Origin of the sequence: Bacillus sp. OxB-1 (assembly GCF_000829195.1) — a bacterium.
Classification (GTDB): Bacteria; Bacillota; Bacilli; order Bacillales_A; family Planococcaceae; genus Sporosarcina.
The window spans coordinates 1331027-1350653 of sequence record NZ_AP013294.1 but is presented as its reverse complement, the minus strand read 5'-3'; the positions used below and the strand labels follow the sequence as shown (position 1 = coordinate 1350653).

The 19627-nt window shown below is 51.5% G+C and carries 19 protein-coding genes; 4 read left to right on the top strand and 15 right to left on the bottom strand.

Translation table 11 applies throughout. The features are described 5' to 3' along the window. The first annotated feature begins 68 nt into the window (after positions 1-68). Entirely contained in the window at positions 69-950 is an 882-nt protein-coding gene (locus OXB_RS06865; protein WP_041072962.1) for a LysR family transcriptional regulator, read from the top strand. A gap of 31 nt (positions 951-981) precedes the next feature. On the opposite strand, the gene OXB_RS06860 is transcribed toward OXB_RS06865, so the two are convergent. The 5 genes from OXB_RS06860 to OXB_RS06840 all read right to left on the bottom strand — a co-directional run bounded on the left by OXB_RS06860 (position 982) and on the right by OXB_RS06840 (position 7847). Continuing rightward, positions 982-2175 carry an acyl-CoA dehydrogenase family protein gene (locus OXB_RS06860; protein ID WP_041072960.1) on the bottom strand — a complete coding sequence of 398 codons (1194 nt, stop codon included), beginning with the start codon at positions 2173-2175 and terminating at the stop codon, positions 982-984. 70 nt (positions 2176-2245) lie between these two features. Next, positions 2246-3412 carry a saccharopine dehydrogenase family protein gene (locus OXB_RS06855; RefSeq protein ID WP_041072958.1) on the bottom strand — a complete coding sequence of 389 codons (1167 nt, stop codon included), beginning with the start codon at positions 3410-3412 and terminating at the stop codon, positions 2246-2248. A gap of 70 nt (positions 3413-3482) precedes the next feature. Further along, positions 3483-4961, bottom strand: coding sequence for an aldehyde dehydrogenase family protein (locus OXB_RS06850; protein ID WP_041072956.1), 1479 nt, complete (start codon positions 4959-4961; stop codon positions 3483-3485). Between the two features lie 143 nt (positions 4962-5104). After that, the gene (locus tag OXB_RS06845; RefSeq protein ID WP_041072954.1) at positions 5105-6172 is read right to left on the bottom strand and encodes an SEC-C metal-binding domain-containing protein; all 1068 of its coding nucleotides are present in this window, start codon (positions 6170-6172) and stop codon (positions 5105-5107) included. Positions 6173-6311: 139 nt separating this feature from the next. Further along, complete coding sequence (locus tag OXB_RS06840; protein ID WP_052483896.1) at positions 6312-7847, bottom strand: DHA2 family efflux MFS transporter permease subunit; 1536 nt, start codon at positions 7845-7847, stop codon at positions 6312-6314. A gap of 215 nt (positions 7848-8062) precedes the next feature. Here OXB_RS06840 and OXB_RS06835 point away from each other — a divergent pair, with 215 nt between their 5' ends. Then, positions 8063-8959, top strand: a complete 897-nt coding sequence (locus OXB_RS06835; protein ID WP_052483895.1) for a TetR/AcrR family transcriptional regulator — start codon at positions 8063-8065, stop codon at positions 8957-8959. A gap of 76 nt (positions 8960-9035) precedes the next feature. After that, entirely contained in the window at positions 9036-9836 is an 801-nt protein-coding gene (locus OXB_RS06830; protein ID WP_041072953.1) for a TIGR00266 family protein, read from the top strand. A gap of 183 nt (positions 9837-10019) precedes the next feature. On the opposite strand, the gene OXB_RS06820 is transcribed toward OXB_RS06830, so the two are convergent. The 3 genes from OXB_RS06820 to OXB_RS06810 form a co-directional block, all read right to left on the bottom strand. After that, entirely contained in the window at positions 10020-11822 is a 1803-nt protein-coding gene (locus OXB_RS06820; protein ID WP_041072950.1) for an SEC-C domain-containing protein, read from the bottom strand. A 34-nt stretch (positions 11823-11856) separates the two neighbouring features. After that, entirely contained in the window at positions 11857-12267 is a 411-nt protein-coding gene (locus OXB_RS06815; protein ID WP_041072949.1) for a VOC family protein, read from the bottom strand. Between the two features lie 90 nt (positions 12268-12357). Next, positions 12358-13320: a 2-hydroxyacid dehydrogenase gene (locus OXB_RS06810; RefSeq protein ID WP_041072947.1), complete on the bottom strand. Its 963-nt coding sequence runs from the start codon at positions 13318-13320 to the stop codon at positions 12358-12360. A gap of 138 nt (positions 13321-13458) precedes the next feature. On the opposite strand from OXB_RS06810, the gene OXB_RS06805 reads away from it, so the two are divergent. Then, the gene (locus OXB_RS06805; protein ID WP_052483823.1) at positions 13459-14973 is read left to right on the top strand and encodes an IS5 family transposase; all 1515 of its coding nucleotides are present in this window, start codon (positions 13459-13461) and stop codon (positions 14971-14973) included. 24 nt (positions 14974-14997) lie between these two features. On the opposite strand, the gene OXB_RS18830 is transcribed toward OXB_RS06805, so the two are convergent. The 7 genes from OXB_RS18830 to OXB_RS06775 all read right to left on the bottom strand — a co-directional run bounded on the left by OXB_RS18830 (position 14998) and on the right by OXB_RS06775 (position 19613). After that, entirely contained in the window at positions 14998-15168 is a 171-nt protein-coding gene (locus OXB_RS18830) for a hypothetical protein (RefSeq protein WP_158333655.1), read from the bottom strand. Positions 15169-15305: 137 nt separating this feature from the next. Next, positions 15306-16247, bottom strand: a complete 942-nt coding sequence (gene mdh, locus OXB_RS06800) for a malate dehydrogenase (protein ID WP_041072946.1) — start codon at positions 16245-16247, stop codon at positions 15306-15308. 21 nt (positions 16248-16268) lie between these two features. Continuing rightward, on the bottom strand, positions 16269-16625 hold the full coding sequence (locus tag OXB_RS06795; RefSeq protein WP_041072944.1) for a BMC domain-containing protein: 357 nt from the start codon (positions 16623-16625) through the stop codon (positions 16269-16271). After that, positions 16600-16902 carry a EutN/CcmL family microcompartment protein gene (locus OXB_RS06790; RefSeq protein ID WP_041072942.1) on the bottom strand — a complete coding sequence of 101 codons (303 nt, stop codon included), beginning with the start codon at positions 16900-16902 and terminating at the stop codon, positions 16600-16602. Before OXB_RS06790 ends, OXB_RS06795 begins: the two co-directional genes overlap by 26 nt. Positions 16903-16918: 16 nt before the next feature. Beyond that, the gene (gene pduL / locus OXB_RS06785) at positions 16919-17770 is read right to left on the bottom strand and encodes a phosphate propanoyltransferase (RefSeq protein ID WP_041072940.1); all 852 of its coding nucleotides are present in this window, start codon (positions 17768-17770) and stop codon (positions 16919-16921) included. A 33-nt stretch (positions 17771-17803) separates the two neighbouring features. Further along, complete coding sequence (locus OXB_RS06780; protein WP_041072938.1) at positions 17804-18091, bottom strand: BMC domain-containing protein; 288 nt, start codon at positions 18089-18091, stop codon at positions 17804-17806. 19 nt (positions 18092-18110) lie between these two features. Then, positions 18111-19613 (bottom strand): acetaldehyde dehydrogenase (acetylating), encoded by a 1503-nt coding sequence (locus OXB_RS06775; RefSeq protein WP_041072936.1) that lies wholly within the window; start codon positions 19611-19613, stop codon positions 18111-18113. Positions 19614-19627: the final 14 nt, after the last annotated feature.

The following is a 19627-nucleotide window of genomic DNA, read 5'->3' as shown; positions in this document are numbered from 1 at the left end:
TTCCATAAATCAAATGAATGTTTATAATAAGAAGTATGAATAAAATTAATACAAAGGAGGGGTAGCCATTGTCTTTGATCAAGTATGAAATCTTCCGGACAGTAGTGGAAACCGGCAGTCTATCGAAAGCGGCTGAAGCACTCAAACTTACCCAGTCCGCAGTCAGCCATGCCATTGCGGGGCTGGAGGAAGAGTTCGGATTTGCCCTCCTCATCAGAAGCCGTTCCGGGACAAGCCTTACGGCCAACGGAGAAAAAATACTTGTCCATATACAGGAAATCTTGAAGAGCAACGAACAGTTATTGCAGAAAGCGGCTAAAATCAACGGTCTTGAAATCGGAGTCGTCCGAATCGGCACTTTTCCCAGTGTATCGATCCATTGGATTCCGCAAATCATCAAACTGTTCCGGGAAGATTTTCCGCTAATTGATATCAAATTATACGAGGGCAACTATGATGACATCACCAAATGGATTTCGGAAGGGAAAGTTGATTTCGGCTTTTTATCCCTTCCGGCTTCCAAATCATTTGATACCATTCCCGTCAAAGAGGATTCGCTACTTTGTATCGTTCCCGCTGCTCACCCTCTTTACGAAAGTGACAGCATTCATGTGGAGCAACTCAGCAACGAAGATTTTATCATGCCGAAATCCTCCATCGACAATGACGTCCGGCGGATATTCAAGACGCATCGGATCACACCGACGATCCAATACGAAATTGTGGAGGATCAGGCTATCATTTCCATGGTGCAAAATAATCTCGGTCTCAGCATTCTTCCTGAAATGATCTTATACCACCTTCCGGAAACCGTTCGGGCCATTCCATTGGAAGGTAACCATTACCGATCAATCGGAATCGCTGCGACTTCACTCAACCATATGTCGCCGAGTGCGGAAAAGTTGATTGCCTTCATACGAAACTGGTTAAGCCCGCACAAAAACGGATAGATGAAACGGCCGCTTCACCTATCCCCATAATTTATGAATCAACAGGCCACGCCGGCAGCATCCGGCTCAGCTTTTTGTCCTTCCGATATCCAAGGACATATTCCGCCTGCATGATCGTATGGATTTCCCGGGTCCCTTCGTAGATCACCGGAGCTTTCGAATTGCGGAGGAACCGGGCAACCGGGTAGTCGTCCGAGTAGCCGTATGCCCCGTGGATCTGGAACGCATCATCTGCGGCTTGATTGGCAAAATCGCATGCTTGCCATTTGGCGAGGGATGTTTCGCGTGTGTTGCGCAGCCCTTTGTTTTTCATCTCCCCCGCTCGGTAGACGAGGAGGCGGCTCATCTGATAGCCCGCTTCCATATTGGCTATCATTTGCTGGACCAGTTGATGTTTGCCGATCTCCTTGCCGAATGTTTCACGTTTGTGGCAATATTGTACGCTCTCTTCCAGGCATGCCTTGATCAATCCGACCGCCCCGGCCGCCACGGTGAACCGGCCGTTGTCGAGTGCGGACATCGCAATCTTGAAGCCTTCCCCTTCTTCCCCAAGCCGGTTTGCGACTGGCACTTTCATATCTTCGAAAAACAGCTCGCCTGTATTCCCCGCACGGATTCCGTATTTCCCTTTGATTGCTTTTGAGGAAAATCCGGGGGTATTCCGTTCGACGATGAACGCGCTGATGCCGTGGTGCGTCTTCGATTTATCCGTATAAGCGAACACGAGGAGATGATCGGCCACATCACAGAGCGAGATCCATGTTTTTTGACCATTCAAGACGTAATGATCACCGTCCCGCACTGCCACTGTCGACATGGCGGCGACGTCGGATCCTGCCCCGGGTTCGGTCAGTCCGAACGCTCCGATTTTTTCTCCCTTCGCCTGGGGAATCAAATACTTCCGTTTCTGCTCTTCGTTCCCCCATTGCAGCAAGGTCAGGCTGTTCAGCCCGATATGGACGGATACGGCTGTCCGAAAAGCCGTATCACCCCGTTCCAGTTCTTCGCATAGAATTGCGAGAGAGTTATAGTCCATCCCGCTTCCGCCATATTTCTCCGGGATGCAGACCCCCATGAAACCGAGATCTGCAAGCTGTTTCCAAATGGCCGGGTCGAATCCCCCTTCCGCATCCCATTTCCGGATATGCGGGATAATTTTGGCGTCGACGAATTGACGGGCTGTTTTTCGCAGCATTTCCTGTTCTTCCGTGAACCCGAAGTCCATTCCATCCGCTCCTCTTCGTTTTTCGATGTTGGCATTGTATTTTATCCTTCGCTTCGATCCATGGAGTGGATTACGGATTTGCCAAAGGCGGTTCCACCGACTCCCGGATAACGACACCGCGCTTTTTCATCTCTCCCATATATAATTCGCCTGGCACGATTTTCTCCGGCGGCAGCACACCACGATGCGAGATGATGCCAGCACCGATCATTTGTGCGACGACCGATACCGTATTGGCTGTGGCCCGGGCCATCGCTGTTTCGCCCACCGCCGTATCCTTCGTCGTAACGAGCGTGTAAGTATAGGCAGCACGGCAGCCCTTCTTTAGTCCACCGACGTGGACACGCAGCAAGACGGCATCCGACTTTTCTCCTAGACGAAGCCGCTTCGCCAAATGGTCCCGCATCACATCCCGGACATTGACCGACTGGCCGTTGACGATCACTTTCTCATCGCGTGACAGTAGACCAAGAGCCGCCAGCAGCTGAAACTTCTCCGCATGTCCCTTGTAGCGGACGGTCTTGTATTCGAGCGTTTTCACATGGGGGAAGGATTTCGGCAAAGTCGAGGTGCCTCCCGATGTATGAAAAGCCTCCAATTCCGGGAAGCCGTCGAACGCAATCGGTTCGATTTCCGACAAAGACGGCACTTCCAACCGTTTTCCTTCCCGGATAACCAGAGACGGTTCCGTATAATGGTCGAACACTCCTTCCAGCGAAAAGACGATGTTGTATTGCAGCGGCGGATCCGGCACCAGCGGAATCCCTCCGACATACAGTTTAATTGTGTCCACGGCATCCAGTTTTCCCGCACCGTACCCTGTCAGAATGTTAATCATCCCAGGCGCCACTCCGAGATCCGGAATGAGCGTTACCCCTTTCTTCTTTGCCTCTCCGTCCAATCCGAGCACGGTATCCGTGACACCGCCGATATGCCCCCCAAGGTCGACGGCATGCACGCCAACATCGATGGCGGTGCGTGCCACTTTTTCATTGAACGCATAGAACAGTGCATTGATGACTACGTCCCCCAGTGCCATGACGTTGCGCAATTGAAGATCATTAGAGGCGTCCAACAATAAAATATCCAGCTTGTCGGACATCAATTGTTCAGCAAAAGCTTCCGCTTGCCGGACGTTGATATCCGCCAAATACACTTTTTGCACGGCATCGCTCTTCACTAAATCCCGGACTGCTTCCTTCCCCATAAGTCCCGCACCAAGCACGACCACTTTCACACGCTCATCCCCTCACTGCTATAAGATGTCTGCATCACAATCTCACTCGGAAGCCGAGGCCTGTGTCCGTTTATTCCGTATCAATCTGCGCACGCTGCAATTTCCCGCTGAAGTCCACGTAAACGCTTTTCCATTCCGTAAATACGTCCAATGCCGCAACCCCCGAGTCCCGATGGCCATTTCCGGTCCCTTTCGTCCCGCCGAACGGCAGATGGATTTCCGCTCCTGTAGTCCCTGCATTGACGTAAACGATTCCCGTATCCAAATCGCGTTGCGCCCGGAAGATTTTATTGACGTCCTGTGAGAAGATGGAGCTGGACAATCCGTATTTCACACTATTGTTCACTTCAATCGCCTCATCCAGATCCGCCACCGTAATCAGTGAAACGACAGGTCCGAAAATTTCCTCCTGAGCCAATCGGCTATCCCATTTCACATCGGTGAACAGCGTCGGCTCCATATAATGCCCCTCCGACAAATCTCCCTCAACCGCCACTTTCCCGCCCGCTAGCAGCTTGGCACCTTCTTCTTGTCCAATAGCGATATAGCGGGTAATCTTCTCCAACGCCTGCCGATTGATGACCGGACCGATTTTCACTGTTTCGTCCAATCCATCGCCGATTGTGAGTCCTTCCATAGAGGCCAAGAGTTTCTGCTCCAGCTCCTCTTTCACATCTTTATGCAATATGACCCGGCTGCATGCGGTGCAACGTTGACCAGCCGTGCCAAAAGCGCTCCATAAAATTCCTTCGACAGCGAGCTCCAAATCGGCGTCATCCATGACGATAACCGCATTTTTCCCTCCCATTTCAAGCGACACTTTCTTCAAATGACGCCCACCCAGTTCCGCCACACGGCGACCGGTCTCCGTCGAACCAGTGAAGGAGATGACCCGGACATCCGGATGCTCGATTAACGCCGTGCCGACTTCCGCACCGGTGCCGAACACAATATTGGCCACTCCCGCGGGCAGGCCGGACTCTTCGAAAATCAAGGCCATTTCATAGGCCATCATCGGTGTTTCACTCGCAGGTTTCCAGACGAACGTATTCCCTGCGACGAGGGCGGGAAAGGATTTCCATGTCGCAATGGCGACCGGGAAATTCCACGGTGTGATCAGGCCGACGACACCGATGGGGGCCCGGACGCTCATCGCGAATTTATTCTGAAGCTCGGACGGTACGGTTTCTCCGACCAAGCGCCTTCCTTCACCCGCCATATAGTAGGCCATGTCGATCCCTTCCTGCACTTCCCCGCGTGCTTCCTCGATCACTTTCCCCATCTCTTTCGTCAATACTCGGGAGAGATGCTCCTTCTTTTCTTTCATCAGCCTGCCAATTTCGTACAGATAATCCGCCCGTTTCGGAGCCGGAACGAGCGCCCATTGCCGTTGGGCCGATTTTGCAGCTGCCACTGCCCGATCCACGTCCTCTTTCGTCGACAACCTCACCTTGGCCAGCTCTTGCCCGTTCGCCGGGTTGTGCACCGGTGCAAAATCTGCGCCGTTTTCCTCCTGCCATGCACCATTGATAAAATTAGTCAATTTCATTCCAAACCGCTCCTTCCTCCTCCAATTTCAGGCACACCCCTCTACCTTGTCCATTCGCTAGCTATCATCATATTCCTGCCGCTTTTTAAATATGAAAAACCCCTGGATCGATACTGCATCGATTCAGGGGTGCCTCTGCCTGTTTAATCCATCTCCGTCGCGATGACCGCGTCGGCTTGTTCTTCTTCTGTCATCGACTCAAGGACATAATCGAAAATCGCATCGGCATGCTTCGTCATGGAAGCGGTGGAGACACCGAATAACTTGGCGATCCGGGATTTGGTATACGTTTCTTTCGGAATGATTCCGATATCGTATGCAGCTTGGAACATGGCAGCCGATAAGATTTCCGGTTTCCTGAAGTTCGGTTGTTGCAGCACAATATAGGTCAACAGAATGTTTTTAAGAACGGCATTCACTTCCGGATTGCCGATTTCCGACTCGACCCTTTCCTCCAGCCTTAAGATTGCCTCACGTTGGAGAGGGGTTAGAGATTCCGTCACTTGCTCAACCGATAGAGACTCCCGGCTCATCAGAATTTCATACACATCGACCATATGCTCCTTGTAAAACTCCAAACTCGTTTCATAGCCGCTCTTCTCTGCCAAGGATATGATTTCATTGCGAATCACTTCAATCTGATCCCGCAGGAACACCAATGAGGAAATGACATGAATCCCATTCTCGATTTTACGGTTATCCGGCAAGACGACACCGAAGACGAGGATGTCTCCCGTCAGGTCATTGAATGGCATATCCGGCTCTTTATCCAAGAAGTGCATATCGTTTCCAAGGATTTCTTCCACCACTAGAAAACCTTCCTGCTCCCCGATCACTTTCCCAAACAGGACGAACGGATTTTTCCAAACATCCAGAACGGAACGGACTGTTTCCCGGATGGGGCTGTTCGATGTCCGGACCAAATGACGCTTCCATATATCCGACCGTGCGATGAAAAGGAAATATTCGCTGACCGCCTCTTCAATCTCTTCCCTTCCCCAAGACTTTTCCAATCGGCTCAACCATTGTCTTCTGTACTTCTCGAAATCCGCCCTATCCGTGGCAGTAGGAGGGTGTTCGTAGACACTTGCAATAATCCGGTTCAGCTCTTCCCCGGTAAGGGTTTCGACCGGATCCGACTCCTTAAGGGAGCAACATTTTTTGAACTTTTTCCCGCTTCCGCATGGACATGGATCATTCCGACCTATCATCCGACTCACATCCCTTATCAATTTACACTCGTCATTCCATTTGAGCTCCTTTACTCCATATTCGTGAAAGTTCTAAAATTTCCTTCAAAGCAAAAAAACTCCGTACTCGGTATTATACCCGTACGGAGATTATTTACATTCATTTATTTGTATCAGCCGCTTGTTGTCCGGAAGCTGCCGAGCTTTCATATTGTGGTGGCAATACCCGCTTCACAAAGAAGGTGAGCACGAGGGCGACGATCGTGACGATCGTGGAAATGAAGAATGAGAAATTGATCCCTTCCAGCATTGCCTGCGCCCCAAGTGTCTGTTCCAGCTGAGCTATTCCTTCTGCAGTCGTCGGAACGTCGCCCGATGCTTGGGCTTCCGCAAAGAGGCGGGCTCCCTCACTTTCGGAACGCTTCGTCATGATCGTCAACAGAATTGCGGAACCGATCGCTCCGGACACTTGCTGCAACGTATTATTAATGGCAGTACCATGCGGATTTGATTGCATCGGCAATTGGTTCAACCCATTCGTCATGATCGGCATCATGACCATGGAAATCCCGAACATGCGCAATGTATAAACGAACATCAAATAATAATAGCCCGTATCCATTCCAAGTCGGCTGAGATCGAACGTCGCAATCGTCGTAATGATCAGCCCAACGATGGCAAGGATACGTGCGCCGAACTTATCAAACAGTCTTCCTGTAATCGGCGACATGAGACCCATCACGATCGCCCCCGGGAGCATAAGCAAGCCGGAATGGAATGGCGAGATGCCCCGTATCGTCTGGACGTAGAGCGGCGTCAAGATCATCCCTGAGAACATGGCGACCGACAAGACGACAGAAATGACCGATGCCAAAGCGAACATTGGATGCTTGTAAATCCGGAAATCCAGCATCGGATCGGACATGCGAAGCTGCTTGACAACGAATGTGATCAAAGCGAGTGCACCAAGGATGATCGTGCCATAGACAATCGGCGAATCCCATCCCTTATCCGCATCTGCTGCCGAACTGAAGCCATATAGCAGGCCGCCGAATCCGATGCTGGATAGGATCAATGAAAATACATCCAATTGAATGTCACGGTTCGGCGTGATATTCCGCAGTTTGAAAAACGCGAAAATGAGTGTCAGAACCGCAAACGGCAATACAATGATAAAGAGCATGCGCCATGAATAGTTTTCTACGAGCCAGCCCGATAAGGTCGGCCCGATCGCGGGCGCTGTAATCATGACGAGACCGAACAGCCCCATGGCGGTACCGCGGCGCTCGATCGGAAAAGCCGTCAACATGACATTCATCAACAGCGGCATCATCATGGCGGAGCCTGCCGCCTGAATCATCCGGGCCGCGACCAGCACCCAGAATGCCGGTGCAAAAATGGCCAGCAAAGTCCCTAGCGAAAACAGGATCATCGCCGTCAGGAATAAGGAGCGGTTCGTAAACTTCTGAATAAAAAAGGCACTGGCCGGGATAAGAATCCCGTTCACTAACATATAGCCAGTCGTCAACCACTGAACGACCGACGGCTTCACATCAAATTCCGTCATGATGGTCGGCAAGGCGACATTCAACAACGTATTGTTCAGCAATGCAACAAACGCCCCGATGAACAAAATCGCAATCATGCCGTATGGCGGTTTCTCATGCAGCTTTTTTACATCTATACTATCTTTCATATATATCCCCCCATACCTGCTGTATAAAAAATATACCCTGCGTACAATCTATTAATCAGTTTATACCCGCAGTCCAAATTAATCAATTATAATTCTTCCTTACCCTCCTAAAAAAATTGTTTCATTGCTATATCAACATTTATCAACTAAAATTGAAATTATACTTATAGTTCAATTTCTGCATTGAAAGACAAACTGACAGCAAGGTGATATAGATGAACGAAAGAAAACGCCAAGTCCTGTTGACGGCGCAACGGCTCTTTGTAGAGAAAGGGTTCAACACCACTTCCATTCAGGATATCCTGGATGCAGCCAAAATATCGAAAGGGACTTTTTACAATTATTTTTCATCCAAAAATGAATGCCTCATTGCTATTTTGGAACAGGCCCATATCGAAGCGGCGATCCGACGGAAGGAATTGCTGATCGGACAGGAGAAGAGCGACAAAGACATTTTGGCCAGACAGATTTCCGTCCGGCTCGTCGTGAACAAGGAGCATAATCTGCTGCCCATTTATGAAGCTGTTTTTTATTCACGGGATGAGGACCTGCGCGCCTTCATCCGGAAACTCCATTTGACGGAGCTGCGCTGGATCACGGATCGATTAGTCGATGTCTACGGTCAGCAAGCGGCACCTTATGCAAGCGACGGTACCGTCATGTTGGTCGGAATGATGCAGCAGTATCTACAATACTGGTCCAGCAGTCATTGCCACGACGTGGACACGGGCGAACTTGTCGCCTTTTGCATCCGCCGACTGGATGCAATTATGGAGGGGATGCAGCAAGCGGATGATCGTCTGATTGACAGCGGAATATTGCAAGAATCTGCCCCACCGAATGACAATATGGAAGCGGTCAAAAACCGGCTGGTCGAACAATTGTCAGGGTTCCTCCGTAATTTGACGGACGATTCCCGGCAAGATGAAATACAGTACACCCGCTTCCTGCTGGATGAAATCGGAGCGGAGCATCCCCGGTTGTTCATTCTGGAAACGGTGGCCCGCTCCTTCCGGGAAACTTTCAATGAAACCCGGCATGAACCGGAGGCAAATGAGCTCCTATCATACTTTTGGAAGTATCTGGACTTGGCGAAAAAATTTCTCCGCTAGCGTAATTTTATGAAGCTTTTCCACATTCCCCACGTATACTAAGTAGTTGGAAAATAAAGTATACGGGAGGACGCATATGAACAATCACGAAATTGACTACAAACTTTACGGGGATGACATGCAGTTCGTCGAAGTCGAACTGGATCCCCATGAAACGGTAGTGGCAGAAGCCGGCGCACTCATGATGATGGAAGACGGCATTGAAATGGAAACCATTTTCGGCGACGGCTCCTCAGGTGGCAGCAGCAGCGGATTGATGGGGAAATTGGTGGGGGCCGGAAAAAGGCTGTTAACCGGGGAAAGTCTTTTCATGACGACGTTCACGAATGTAGGGACAGGCAAGAAGCATGTTTCTTTCGCCTCCCCTTATCCCGGGAAGATCATCCCTCTTGATCTGAGCCAATACGACGGCAAGATCATTTGCCAGAAAGACGCGTTCCTGGCAGCAGCGAAGGGTGTATCCGTCGGGATCGAGTTCCAGCGTAAATTGGGTGCGGGCTTTTTCGGCGGGGAAGGGTTCATCATGCAGAAGCTGGAAGGCGACGGCATGACGTTCGTCCACGCGGGCGGCACGATTATTGAGAAACGGCTTGCTCCGGGCGAGACGCTGCGCGTCGATACCGGCTGCCTCGTCGCCATGACCCGGGATATCGATTATAATATCGAGATGGTGAAAGGCGTGAAAACCGCATTATTCGGCGGAGAAGGCCTGTTTTTCGCCACCTTGCGCGGACCGGGAACCGTTTGGATCCAATCGTTGCCATTCTCCAGACTCGCCAGCCGGGTGTTCGCAGCAGCTCCGCAAACTCCGGGAGGCGGTTCCCGCGATGAAGGCAGTGTTGCAGGCGGACTATTCAACCTGTTAGGCGGAAAATGATAAAAGCACCGGCAATCCTTTTTCCAAAGGGATTCCGGTGCTTTTTCTCTGATGCCAGGTGTTGCTCGTCTTTCAATTCCGTTTGGTGCCAGGTACTGCCCCAATTCGCAAAGGGTGCGAATGGTGGCAGTACCTGGCACCTCTCCGGGGTGGGCGAATATCCGTCACTTACTTTCCTCCCGCTCATCCTTTGAGCAGCTTCCAAATATACCGTGCTTCCTCTTCACCGCCCGGGATGATTTTCATATGTCTCGGATACGGGATGGTCTCTGCTTTGAACAGCATCAAGTGCATCACATGGCTGTTCGCCTGCTTGGCCGACTCCAGCATCTCCTCCGCCGATTCGGATTTCCCGCCAGACGCTTCATGTTCCAATTTCCAATCAAGGTACAAATACGCCGCATCGTTCCGGGAGCCCTTCTCGTAACGGACCATGATTTCCGCTGCTTCCCGGTAACGCTCCGCATGGATCAGGGATGCAACCGCTTCATAGCGGGCGCCTTGATTATCCGTCCGGTTCATCCTTAGCAAGTCCATGAAGATGGCAGCCGCTTCGTCGAACTCCTTCCTTTCGAATAAATGCACCCCATACGCGAAAGCCGCACGCATGAACGGACGGTTCGGGATGTTCATCCACGGATTTTCGCCCGGTTCGAACACGCGGGATGCTTCCTGGATCGCTTTTTCGTAGAGTTTGGACGCTTTAGCGGGATCAGATTCCCGTTCAGCTTGCAATAGAAGGACGTCCGGGCAGGAAGGGTCGATGGTGGCGGCGCTCATCGCCAATTGAATCCGTTGTTCTTCCGACTCTGCCGCACACGCTTCGTACGCAAGCAGTTGAGCACGGCTGCCGTCCACTCCCGGCTTGCGGCCCGGCTCCACAACACCGCCTGTCGTCATCGCGGTTTCCCATAGACCTTTTTCCGTCGGTCGAGGGTCCGTGCCGATCTCATACTCCCGAGCAACTTCCGGTTCTTCCGCGCTCCCGAGCATTTCAGAATATAGCGAAGCCAATTCCTCGAAATATCGGGCGGTCTGAGGCGTCTCTTCCCTGTTTTCGAATTCACCTGCCGTCCCTTCCAACAATCCGATTTCCACACCGAGCTTCATAATGGCTATCAAGAACTCGTCTTCGGTTTCCACATCCTGCGGTTCATTCATAAAATAGGCGACCGCAAGCTTATGTAACATTTCTCTCGTCTCCGCAGGTTGCGCCGAATCGCGGAGGACGGTATCCAGGGCGGAAAGGGCCTGCAGCTGGGAAGGCAACAGCACCTCCTCGACTATCTCATTCAGGGTGGCAACACTTCGTTTAATGAACAGCTCATAAATATCGAGTGCATGGTCAGCGATGAATTGATCATCCGGCTTCTCCCGTTCCCGCTCTCTCAGTTCCAATAAGGAAGATTTCGTCTGTTTGCTCCATCTCGCGAGAAAAATCATCGAAGACACCGGGGCGACGGCATCAGTACCTTGCCGCGGGTCCCGCAGGACGATACCGAAAACGAGCGTCCCCTCTTCCACCGGCATCCCTTCAATGCGCCGCAACTCATATGTCCGGCCGCCGAACAGTTCAGTCACTTGGACGGAAGCGGCCGATGCACGGGCAATTTCACCGAGCAGCAGGAGCGGCTGAGCCCACTCCCTCAAGACCGACAGGACGGATTCCCGCTTCGTCTCCTGAAGTTGGCGGCTCCAATAGGCCAGCCAAATATCCGGCTTCTTGATGAATAAATAATATTCTCCGGATGCTTCCTCGATATCTTCCTGGCTCCAACTGCCGGACAGACGCTCATTCCACTCCCGCATCAGGCGCTGCATAGCCTGCCGATCGGCCCCTTGCGGATGTTCATTGAAAAAGCCGGAAAGGATCCGATCCAGTTCTTCATTCACAACGAGTTCGACAAGATCCGTCCCTTGTGCACCGCAACATCGCTTGTACTTTTTCCCACTGCCGCACGGGCATGGGTCATTTCGTCGAACCATGTCATTCCCCTCCCCAAAACGTTCTGTCTGTCTATCACTCTTTTTCCGCGCTCAAATCCCAAATGAATCCGTACTTGTCCCGTACTTTCGCATATTTGGCACCCCAAAATGTCTCCTGCAACTCCATGAGCATTGTCCCTTCCGCAAGGAGACCGTCATACAATCGCTGAATTTCCCCGTCATCCTCACATTGGACGGTCAATGACAAGCCATGCTGCATGTCTTGCGTCCGCTCCTCCGTCGAATCCGCTAGCATCAGCTGAAAATCCCCTTTTTGCAAATGGCAATGAATGACCAGATCCGCGGCTTCCGGCGGAGACGGAAAATCCGCATCACCGTAGCGCTGAATGCCAAGATTCGTCAGCCCGAATAAATCCGCGTAAAATCCCGCCGCTTCCCGTGCCTCTCCGTGGAATGTCAAATAAGGTATGATGCAACCCTTCATGCAATCCCCTCTTTTCTATCAAATGCGTTTCGACCCATCCCGCCATTTATGGAAGTTGGGGATCTTGAGTATAATGAAGTGAGAACATTATCAGACTACTCGATTTTTCGGTTCACGACCTTCGAAACAATCGAGGATGGCCTGCGCGTTCAAATTCATCATAGCCAGCCGCGTTTTCACAGAAGCGCTTCCGATATGGGGCAACGCCGTGACGTTCGGCAGTGACAGTAACGGATGATCCACAGGCACTGGCTCCGTTTCAAAGACGTCCAAACCGGCCGCCCAAATCTCCCCATTTTTCAATGCTTCATAAAGCGCCGTTTCATCGACAACGCCTCCGCGGGAAGAATTGATGAGAATCGCGGTCCTCTTCATCAGCGTCAACTCCCGTGCGCCGATCAACCCCGCTGTTTCTGGTGTGAAAGGAGTCAACGTGACAACAAAGTCGGCCTCTTGTAATAGTTTATCCAGTTCAGCATATTCAAAACCAAACGTGGCTTCCGCTTCCGGTTTCCGGCTCCGATTATGATAGAGCACCCGCATATCGAACCCTTTCGCCCGCCGCGCGACCGCTTCGCCGATCCTTCCCATGCCAATGATGCCAAGCGTCGCCCCGCTGACATCCATCCCGGTGTAGCCCATCGGTGTCCAAGACGTCCATTTCCCTGCGCGCAATTCCTGCTCCGCTTCCCCTAATCGGCGCGCCGTAGCGAGCAGCAAGGCAAACGTTAAATCCGCCGTCGTTTCCGTCAAAACGCCTGGCGTATTCGTAACGATCACGCCCCGCTCTTGCGCCACTGCGGTGTCAATGTTATTGTAGCCGACCGCCATATTGGCGACGATTTTCAGTTGAGGCGCAGCCGTCAATAGGTCGCGGTCCACAGCATCAGTGACGACCGTCCACAGGGCATCCGCTTCGGCCGCCTCCTTAAGCAGCACATCGCGGGGGACGGCTTCGCTTTCCGATTCCCACATGCGGACCTCGAATTGGCCGAGCAGCGGTGATACGGCTTCCTCCGGCAGTTTTCTTGTTATGTATACGATTGGTTTCATTTACATTCATCTCCTTAATTAGAGATTGCTGAACAACTTATAATCCCATATAAATAAAGGGTTTGACGCCTTTTTTGTCGAAACAGGTGCATACCGAAAAAATAAAACTCACTAATACACTGCACAGGAGGACATGTCATGTATGAACACAACGCCAAACAAATGATCCTGCCACACGAATTCTTTTTGCCGTTCGGAGGGCACTTGAACCCGGATAACCGTTGGGTTCGCATGGCTTCTGTCATTCCTTGGGCCGACCTGGAGGAAGCGTATCTCGAGTCACTCGGCGACCCCAATCAGGGGAGTAAGGCGTACACCGTGCAGCTTGCACTTGGAGCGCTGATCATCAAGGAACGTCTCCGATTGAGTGATGGAGAAACCGTAGAAGCGATTACTGAAAACCCCTATATGCAATATTTCATCGGGCTTCCCGCTTTTCAGGAAACCCCGCCGTTCCATGCCTCTTCACTGACCCATTTCCGGAAGCGTTTTAACGCGGATCTGGTGAATCAAGTGAACGAATCCATCACAGCGGCACATCGGAAACCGGCGAACCCCAAGGATTCGGATGGTCCGGATGACGATGAGCCGAGGGGCGGGAGCGGAAGCCCGGCAGCGAAACCGGAGGCCCGGCGTCCCGAAGAATCAGCCCCCATCTACAAACAAGGAAAACTACTGATCGATGCCACCTGCGCCCCTTCCGATATTGCGTATCCGACGGATATCGGTCTCTTGAATCAGGCAAGGGAAAAGCTCGAAACGATGATTGATCGGTTGCATGCGAAACGGGGCCATGGGTCCAAAAAACCGCGTACCTACCGCCGGAAAGCCCGGAAGGAATACCTTGCCTTGTCCAAGCAGCGAAAACCCGGCTACGAAAAGATCCAGGCTTGCCTGAAGGGACAGCTTTCCTATGTTCGTCGAGATTTGAAGCACGTGGAAGATCTTGCGAATGAAGTCGGGCTCGACAGGCTGACACGGGCACAGTACAAAGACCTGCTGGTCATCCAGGAGCTGTTCCGTCAGCAAACCATCCTGTTCGAGGGCGATACTCATTCCATCCAGGACCGCGTAGTCAGCATTGCGCAGCCGTATATCCGTCCGATTGTCCGGGGAAAAGCGAAAGCATCCGTCGAATTCGGCGCAAAACTCTCTGTCAGTCTGGTCGATGGGTATGCGTATCTTGAGACGCTGCAATGGGACGCCTACAATGAAGGAACCCTATTGAAAGACGCTATCCTGGCGTACAAGGAACGGTTCGGCCACTATCCGGAAGCCGTCCTGGCGGATACCATCTACAGAACCCGGGACAACCGGAAGTTCTGTCAAGAACTCGGAATTCGGTTGAGCGGTCCGAAACTCGGCAGGCCCGCCAAAGACCAGCATGTACGTGCAGAACAGAAGAAGTTGGAGAAACAGGACCACGGCGAGCGCAACGCCATCGAAGGGAAATTCGGCGAAGGCAAACGCGCATACGGGCTGGGTCTTATTCGAACACGCCTGCAAACCACAAGCGAGACGACGATTGCCCTCCAGCTGGTCATCATGAACCTCGAAAAGATCCTCCGGGATACTTTTTTGTCGTTTTTCCTACATTCAATCGAAAAATCGGAACGTTTATTTTCCAAGAAACTTATCCTTAAGGTAGCTTGATGAGGGTTGTTCAGTAATCCCTAATTAAAGACTGTGGGTGTTGGAAAACCCGCTTTCGTTGAACAACTCTCCCCATTCGTTGGACATCCCCATGACTTGGTTGGAAACCCACGCCCGTTGGTTGGACACCCCCGCAACTTGGTTGGAAACCTCGCTTTCGTTGGACAACCCTCCCCATTCGTTGGACATCTCCATAACTTGGTTGGAAACCTCCCCCCACTTCGTTGCAAAACCCAGCCCTTCATTTAAAAAACGCCCATAAAAAAAGAGCCTTCTAAGTCAATCCTAACTTAGAGGCTCTTGTCTTTCACTTTTTTTGCGCTATTTTGATATCAATTCTTGCAGATTTCAATAACACTCCGCACCGACTCTACCGATTGGGCGAAGGCTGATTTTTCTTCTTCCGTTAGCGGCAGCTCGATAATGCTTTCGAGCCCATTTCCGCCAAGGACTGTCGGAACGCCGACATACAGATCCGAATAGCCATATTCGCCTTCCAGGTAGGCAATGGCTGGGAGGATTCTCTTTTTATCCAAGATAATCGCTTCCGCCATTTCCACGAGTGACGCGGCCGGCGCATAATAGGCACTGCCGTTTCCTAATAGCGAAACGATTTCGCCGCCGCCTTTTCGGGTCCGTGCCACAATCGCGTCCAACCGTTCTTTCGGTATGATATTTTCCAACGGAATTCCGCCTGCGTAGGAATACCGTACAAGGGGCACCATATCATCCCCGTGTCCGCCTAGCACGAATCCTGAAATATCTTCCACCGAAATGTTCAACTCTTCTGCGACAAAGGTATTGAAACGGGCCGTGTCCAATACGCCTGATTGTCCGATTACGCGATGTTTCGGAAATCCTGTCGTTTTATAGCAGACATACGTCATCGCATCGACCGGATTGCTTAGAATCAGAATAATACTATCCGGAGCATAGCGGCGCACCTGTTCCGAGACAGCCCGCATAATTTTCGCATTCGTATTGACAAGATCGTCCCGGCTCATGCCTGGCTTTCTCGCAATGCCCGCTGTAATGATTACCATATCGGCATCTTGAATCTGCCCATAGTCGGACGTGCCGGAAATCTTCGAATTGAATCGTTGGACCGCTCCCGCTTGAAGCATATCCAGCGCCTTGCCTTTAACAGGTCCTTCTTGTTCCGGAATATCGACGAGCACGACATCCCCTAGTTCTTTTTGAGCGACGAGCAGCGCAACCGTTGCACCGGTGTATCCTGCGCCGATCACCGCGATTTTAGGTCTTCGAAAAGCCAATGAGATTCACCCCTTCCAACGTTAAGCCTCCGGACTCTTTGGAGCCGAATCCTTTTTGACGGCCGCTTTCGCTTTTTGTGGTTTCTCGATTTGTGGCGGTGCCGGATCCGACGGCTTCACCATGTCATAGACCGTTCCATCCGGACGGGGAATGACGTGGGAACCGACTAGTTCACCCACTCGATTCGCCGCATCCCGGCCGGCATCCACTGCAGCTTGGACCGCACCGACATCCCCTTGTACAATGACTGTAACAAGGCCTCCATCGATAAATTCCTGCTTGACCAGTCTTACATTGGACGCTTTGATCATGGCATCCGCCGCTTCAATCGAACCGACCAGCCCTTTCGTTTCAATCATTCCTATCGCTTGACTCATCAGACTCACCTCTCTCCACTTCGGTTGAATCAATGATTCCTACAACTACCGCATCAATTGGAACCGGGTTATCCCGATCGATGAACCGGGAAGAGCCTCCGCTCGTGATCAACACATGATCTCCGATTCCCGCCCCGATGCGATCGGCAGCAACAAAATGTGTGCGAATCGGTCGGCCGTATCCATCCACCGGCTGAATGACCAGTAATTTCAAGCCTTGTAAACCTTCTTCTTTCCGGGTCGCCCAAACATTGCCGATAACTTTCCCCATTCGCATGCCGCTTCACCTTCTTCTATTTTCTAAACGAAATAGATTTGCCGAGTTCTCGAGCCGTATCCCGGGCAAGGGCGGTTACGATCGTCCCTTTTTCCAAAAGAATTTCCGGTTCTTCAATGGCTCTCACATCATCATTCGTCAGCAATTTCTTGCCGAACTCGTAAACTGTTTTCGTTGGAGTGGAAACGGGCCGTTCGACGTTTGTCGGAACGGACGGTTGGCCGGATTTTACGAGCCTGCCATTCGCCCCTTTTGAAATGAAGCCCGCATTCGCTTCGTCCGTATCAATGTGCATTTCCAATCGATAACGGTCCGAAACCCGGATTTTCACATTCCGATAAGCAATCGGCCGGATGCCGTCCACTTCCACAGTCACGACTTCACCATCTTGGACATCCAATCGGTTTGCATCAGATGGCGACATATGGATATGGGATTGGGCAATGATGAGCCCCTCTTCCAAAAAGAGACTTCCCTGCGGCCCAATGATCGTAATCGGCGCCGAACCATTTATATCCCCTGATTCGCGGATCGGCGGACGTACGCCGATTTTCATGGCATCCGTCCAGCTGATTTCCACTTGTGTCTGCGGTCGGGTCGGTCCAAGCACACGGACGTTGGAAATGCTTCCTTTCGGTCCGGCGATCACGACGGTTTCATTTGCCGCGAACTGGCCGGGCTGGGAAAGCTCCGATCGTTGTGTCAGTTCATACCCTTTCCCGAACAAGGTTTCCACGTGTTGCGGGGACAGATGAAGATGACGGGCGGAAACGGCAATCGGAATCGTATTGGCGGGCAGTTCCTGTTGTCCTTTTGCCAATTGGCCCAGGACTTCTCCGACAATCTGTTCAATTAATTGTTGATCCATCTCGATACCGCCTTTCCGTTACAAGCACAACTATTAGTTATCCAATTTAGGCAAGATCATTTCCAATTCGTTATGCGGTCTTGGAATGACATGGACCGATAGCAATTCGCCTACACGTTGTGCAGCTGCTGCGCCTGCATCTGTTGCGGCCTTCACTGCTCCTACGTCACCGCGCACCATAACCGTCACGATTCCTCCACCAACATGTACTTTTCCCACAAGATTGACGCTAGCTGCCTTCACCATTGCATCTGCTGCTTCAACCGCTCCAACCAATCCTTTTGTTTCCACCATTCCTAATGCTGTACCTTCTCTATTCATAATTGTTTCCTCCTGTCATTTATTTGGATAATTGTTTTACAATCTCATGGACCAGATTCTTTACCATCGCTTCATCGACACTTGCATCCATCGATTGCAGCACTTGGGATACGACCTGGTCTTCAGTTTCCCCGCCGGACGTCACATCGTTTTTCGGCAGTTCGACTTCCTTGATGCCATACGCCATCCGCTTAATATTCAACAAGTGCTTGGCGGTCACATTATCGGAAGTAATATTGCCTCCGAATGTTCCACATCCTAGCGTCATGGACGGCATGAGTCCAGTCGTTCCACCGACCGCACCGACGGAAGACATCGTGTTGACCAGAATACGGGAGACCGGCATTTCCAGCGCGAACTCCCGCGCGATGGCATCCGTTTCAGTATGGATGGAAAGCGAATGTCCCCTACCTCCAAGATTCAACAAAGACATGCAGATTTCCTTCGCGTGCTGCAAATCATTTGCGACATACATCGCAAAGACCGGGGAGAGCTTTTCCAATGAAAATGGAATGTGCTTCCCTACTTCCGTTTCCATCCCGACGATCACTCGGGTTCCTTCAGGCAATGAAATCCCTGCCAACTTCGCAATCGCTTGCGGACTTCTTCCGACAATCTTAGGATTCACTTTCCCCGGTGTCGGGGAAACCACTTTTTCCATGATCCGTTTCTCTTCATCCGATAATAGATAAGCGCCGTTTTTCTTCAGCTCACGGATAACGAGATCCTGTATGTTGCGGTCTACGACAATCGCCTGTTCCGTCGCACAAATCGTTCCGTAGTCAAAAGACTTGCTGTCCACGATGTTTTTGACGGCCTTGTCGATTTTCGCCGATCGCTCGATATAGACGGGAACATTCCCCGGGCCCACCCCGTAAGCCGGCTTGCCGGAACTGTAGGCGGCTTTCACCAAACCGCCGCCGCCCGTCGCCAAAATCAAGTTTACGTCCCGATGTGTCATCAGTTGTTGCGTGGCATCCATCGAAGCCATCGTCAAACATTGGATCAAGCCTTTAGGTGCGCCCGCCGCGACAGCTGCCGCATCACAAACTTGCAGAGCTTCCTTCGTACATTGTATCGCATAAGGGTGTGGGCTGACGACAATCGAATTGCGCGTTTTCAGTGCGATCAGCGTTTTGAAAAATGCGGTGGATGTCGGGTTTGTCGTTGGGATGATTGCCGCCACGACACCGAATGGCGCGGCTATTTCCACCACTTTATTGATCTTATCTTCCCCTACAATCCCCACTGTCTTCAAATCCTTGATGCTCTCGTAGACATCCCGGGATCCTACTTCGTTTTTAATCTTCTTATGGGCTGCTACGCCCATGCCTGTTTCTTCGACCGCCATTTTTGCAAGTCGCCCGGATTGTTCATAAGCTGCTTTTGCCACCGCTTGGACAATTCGGTCAACTTGTTCTTGCGTATAAGACATATAGGCGAGCTGCGCTTCTTTTGCGGCTCTTACCGCTGTGCGCATTTCCTGCAATGCCAGTAAATCCGCATCCATTGCAACTTCCATTCATACCCTCTCCT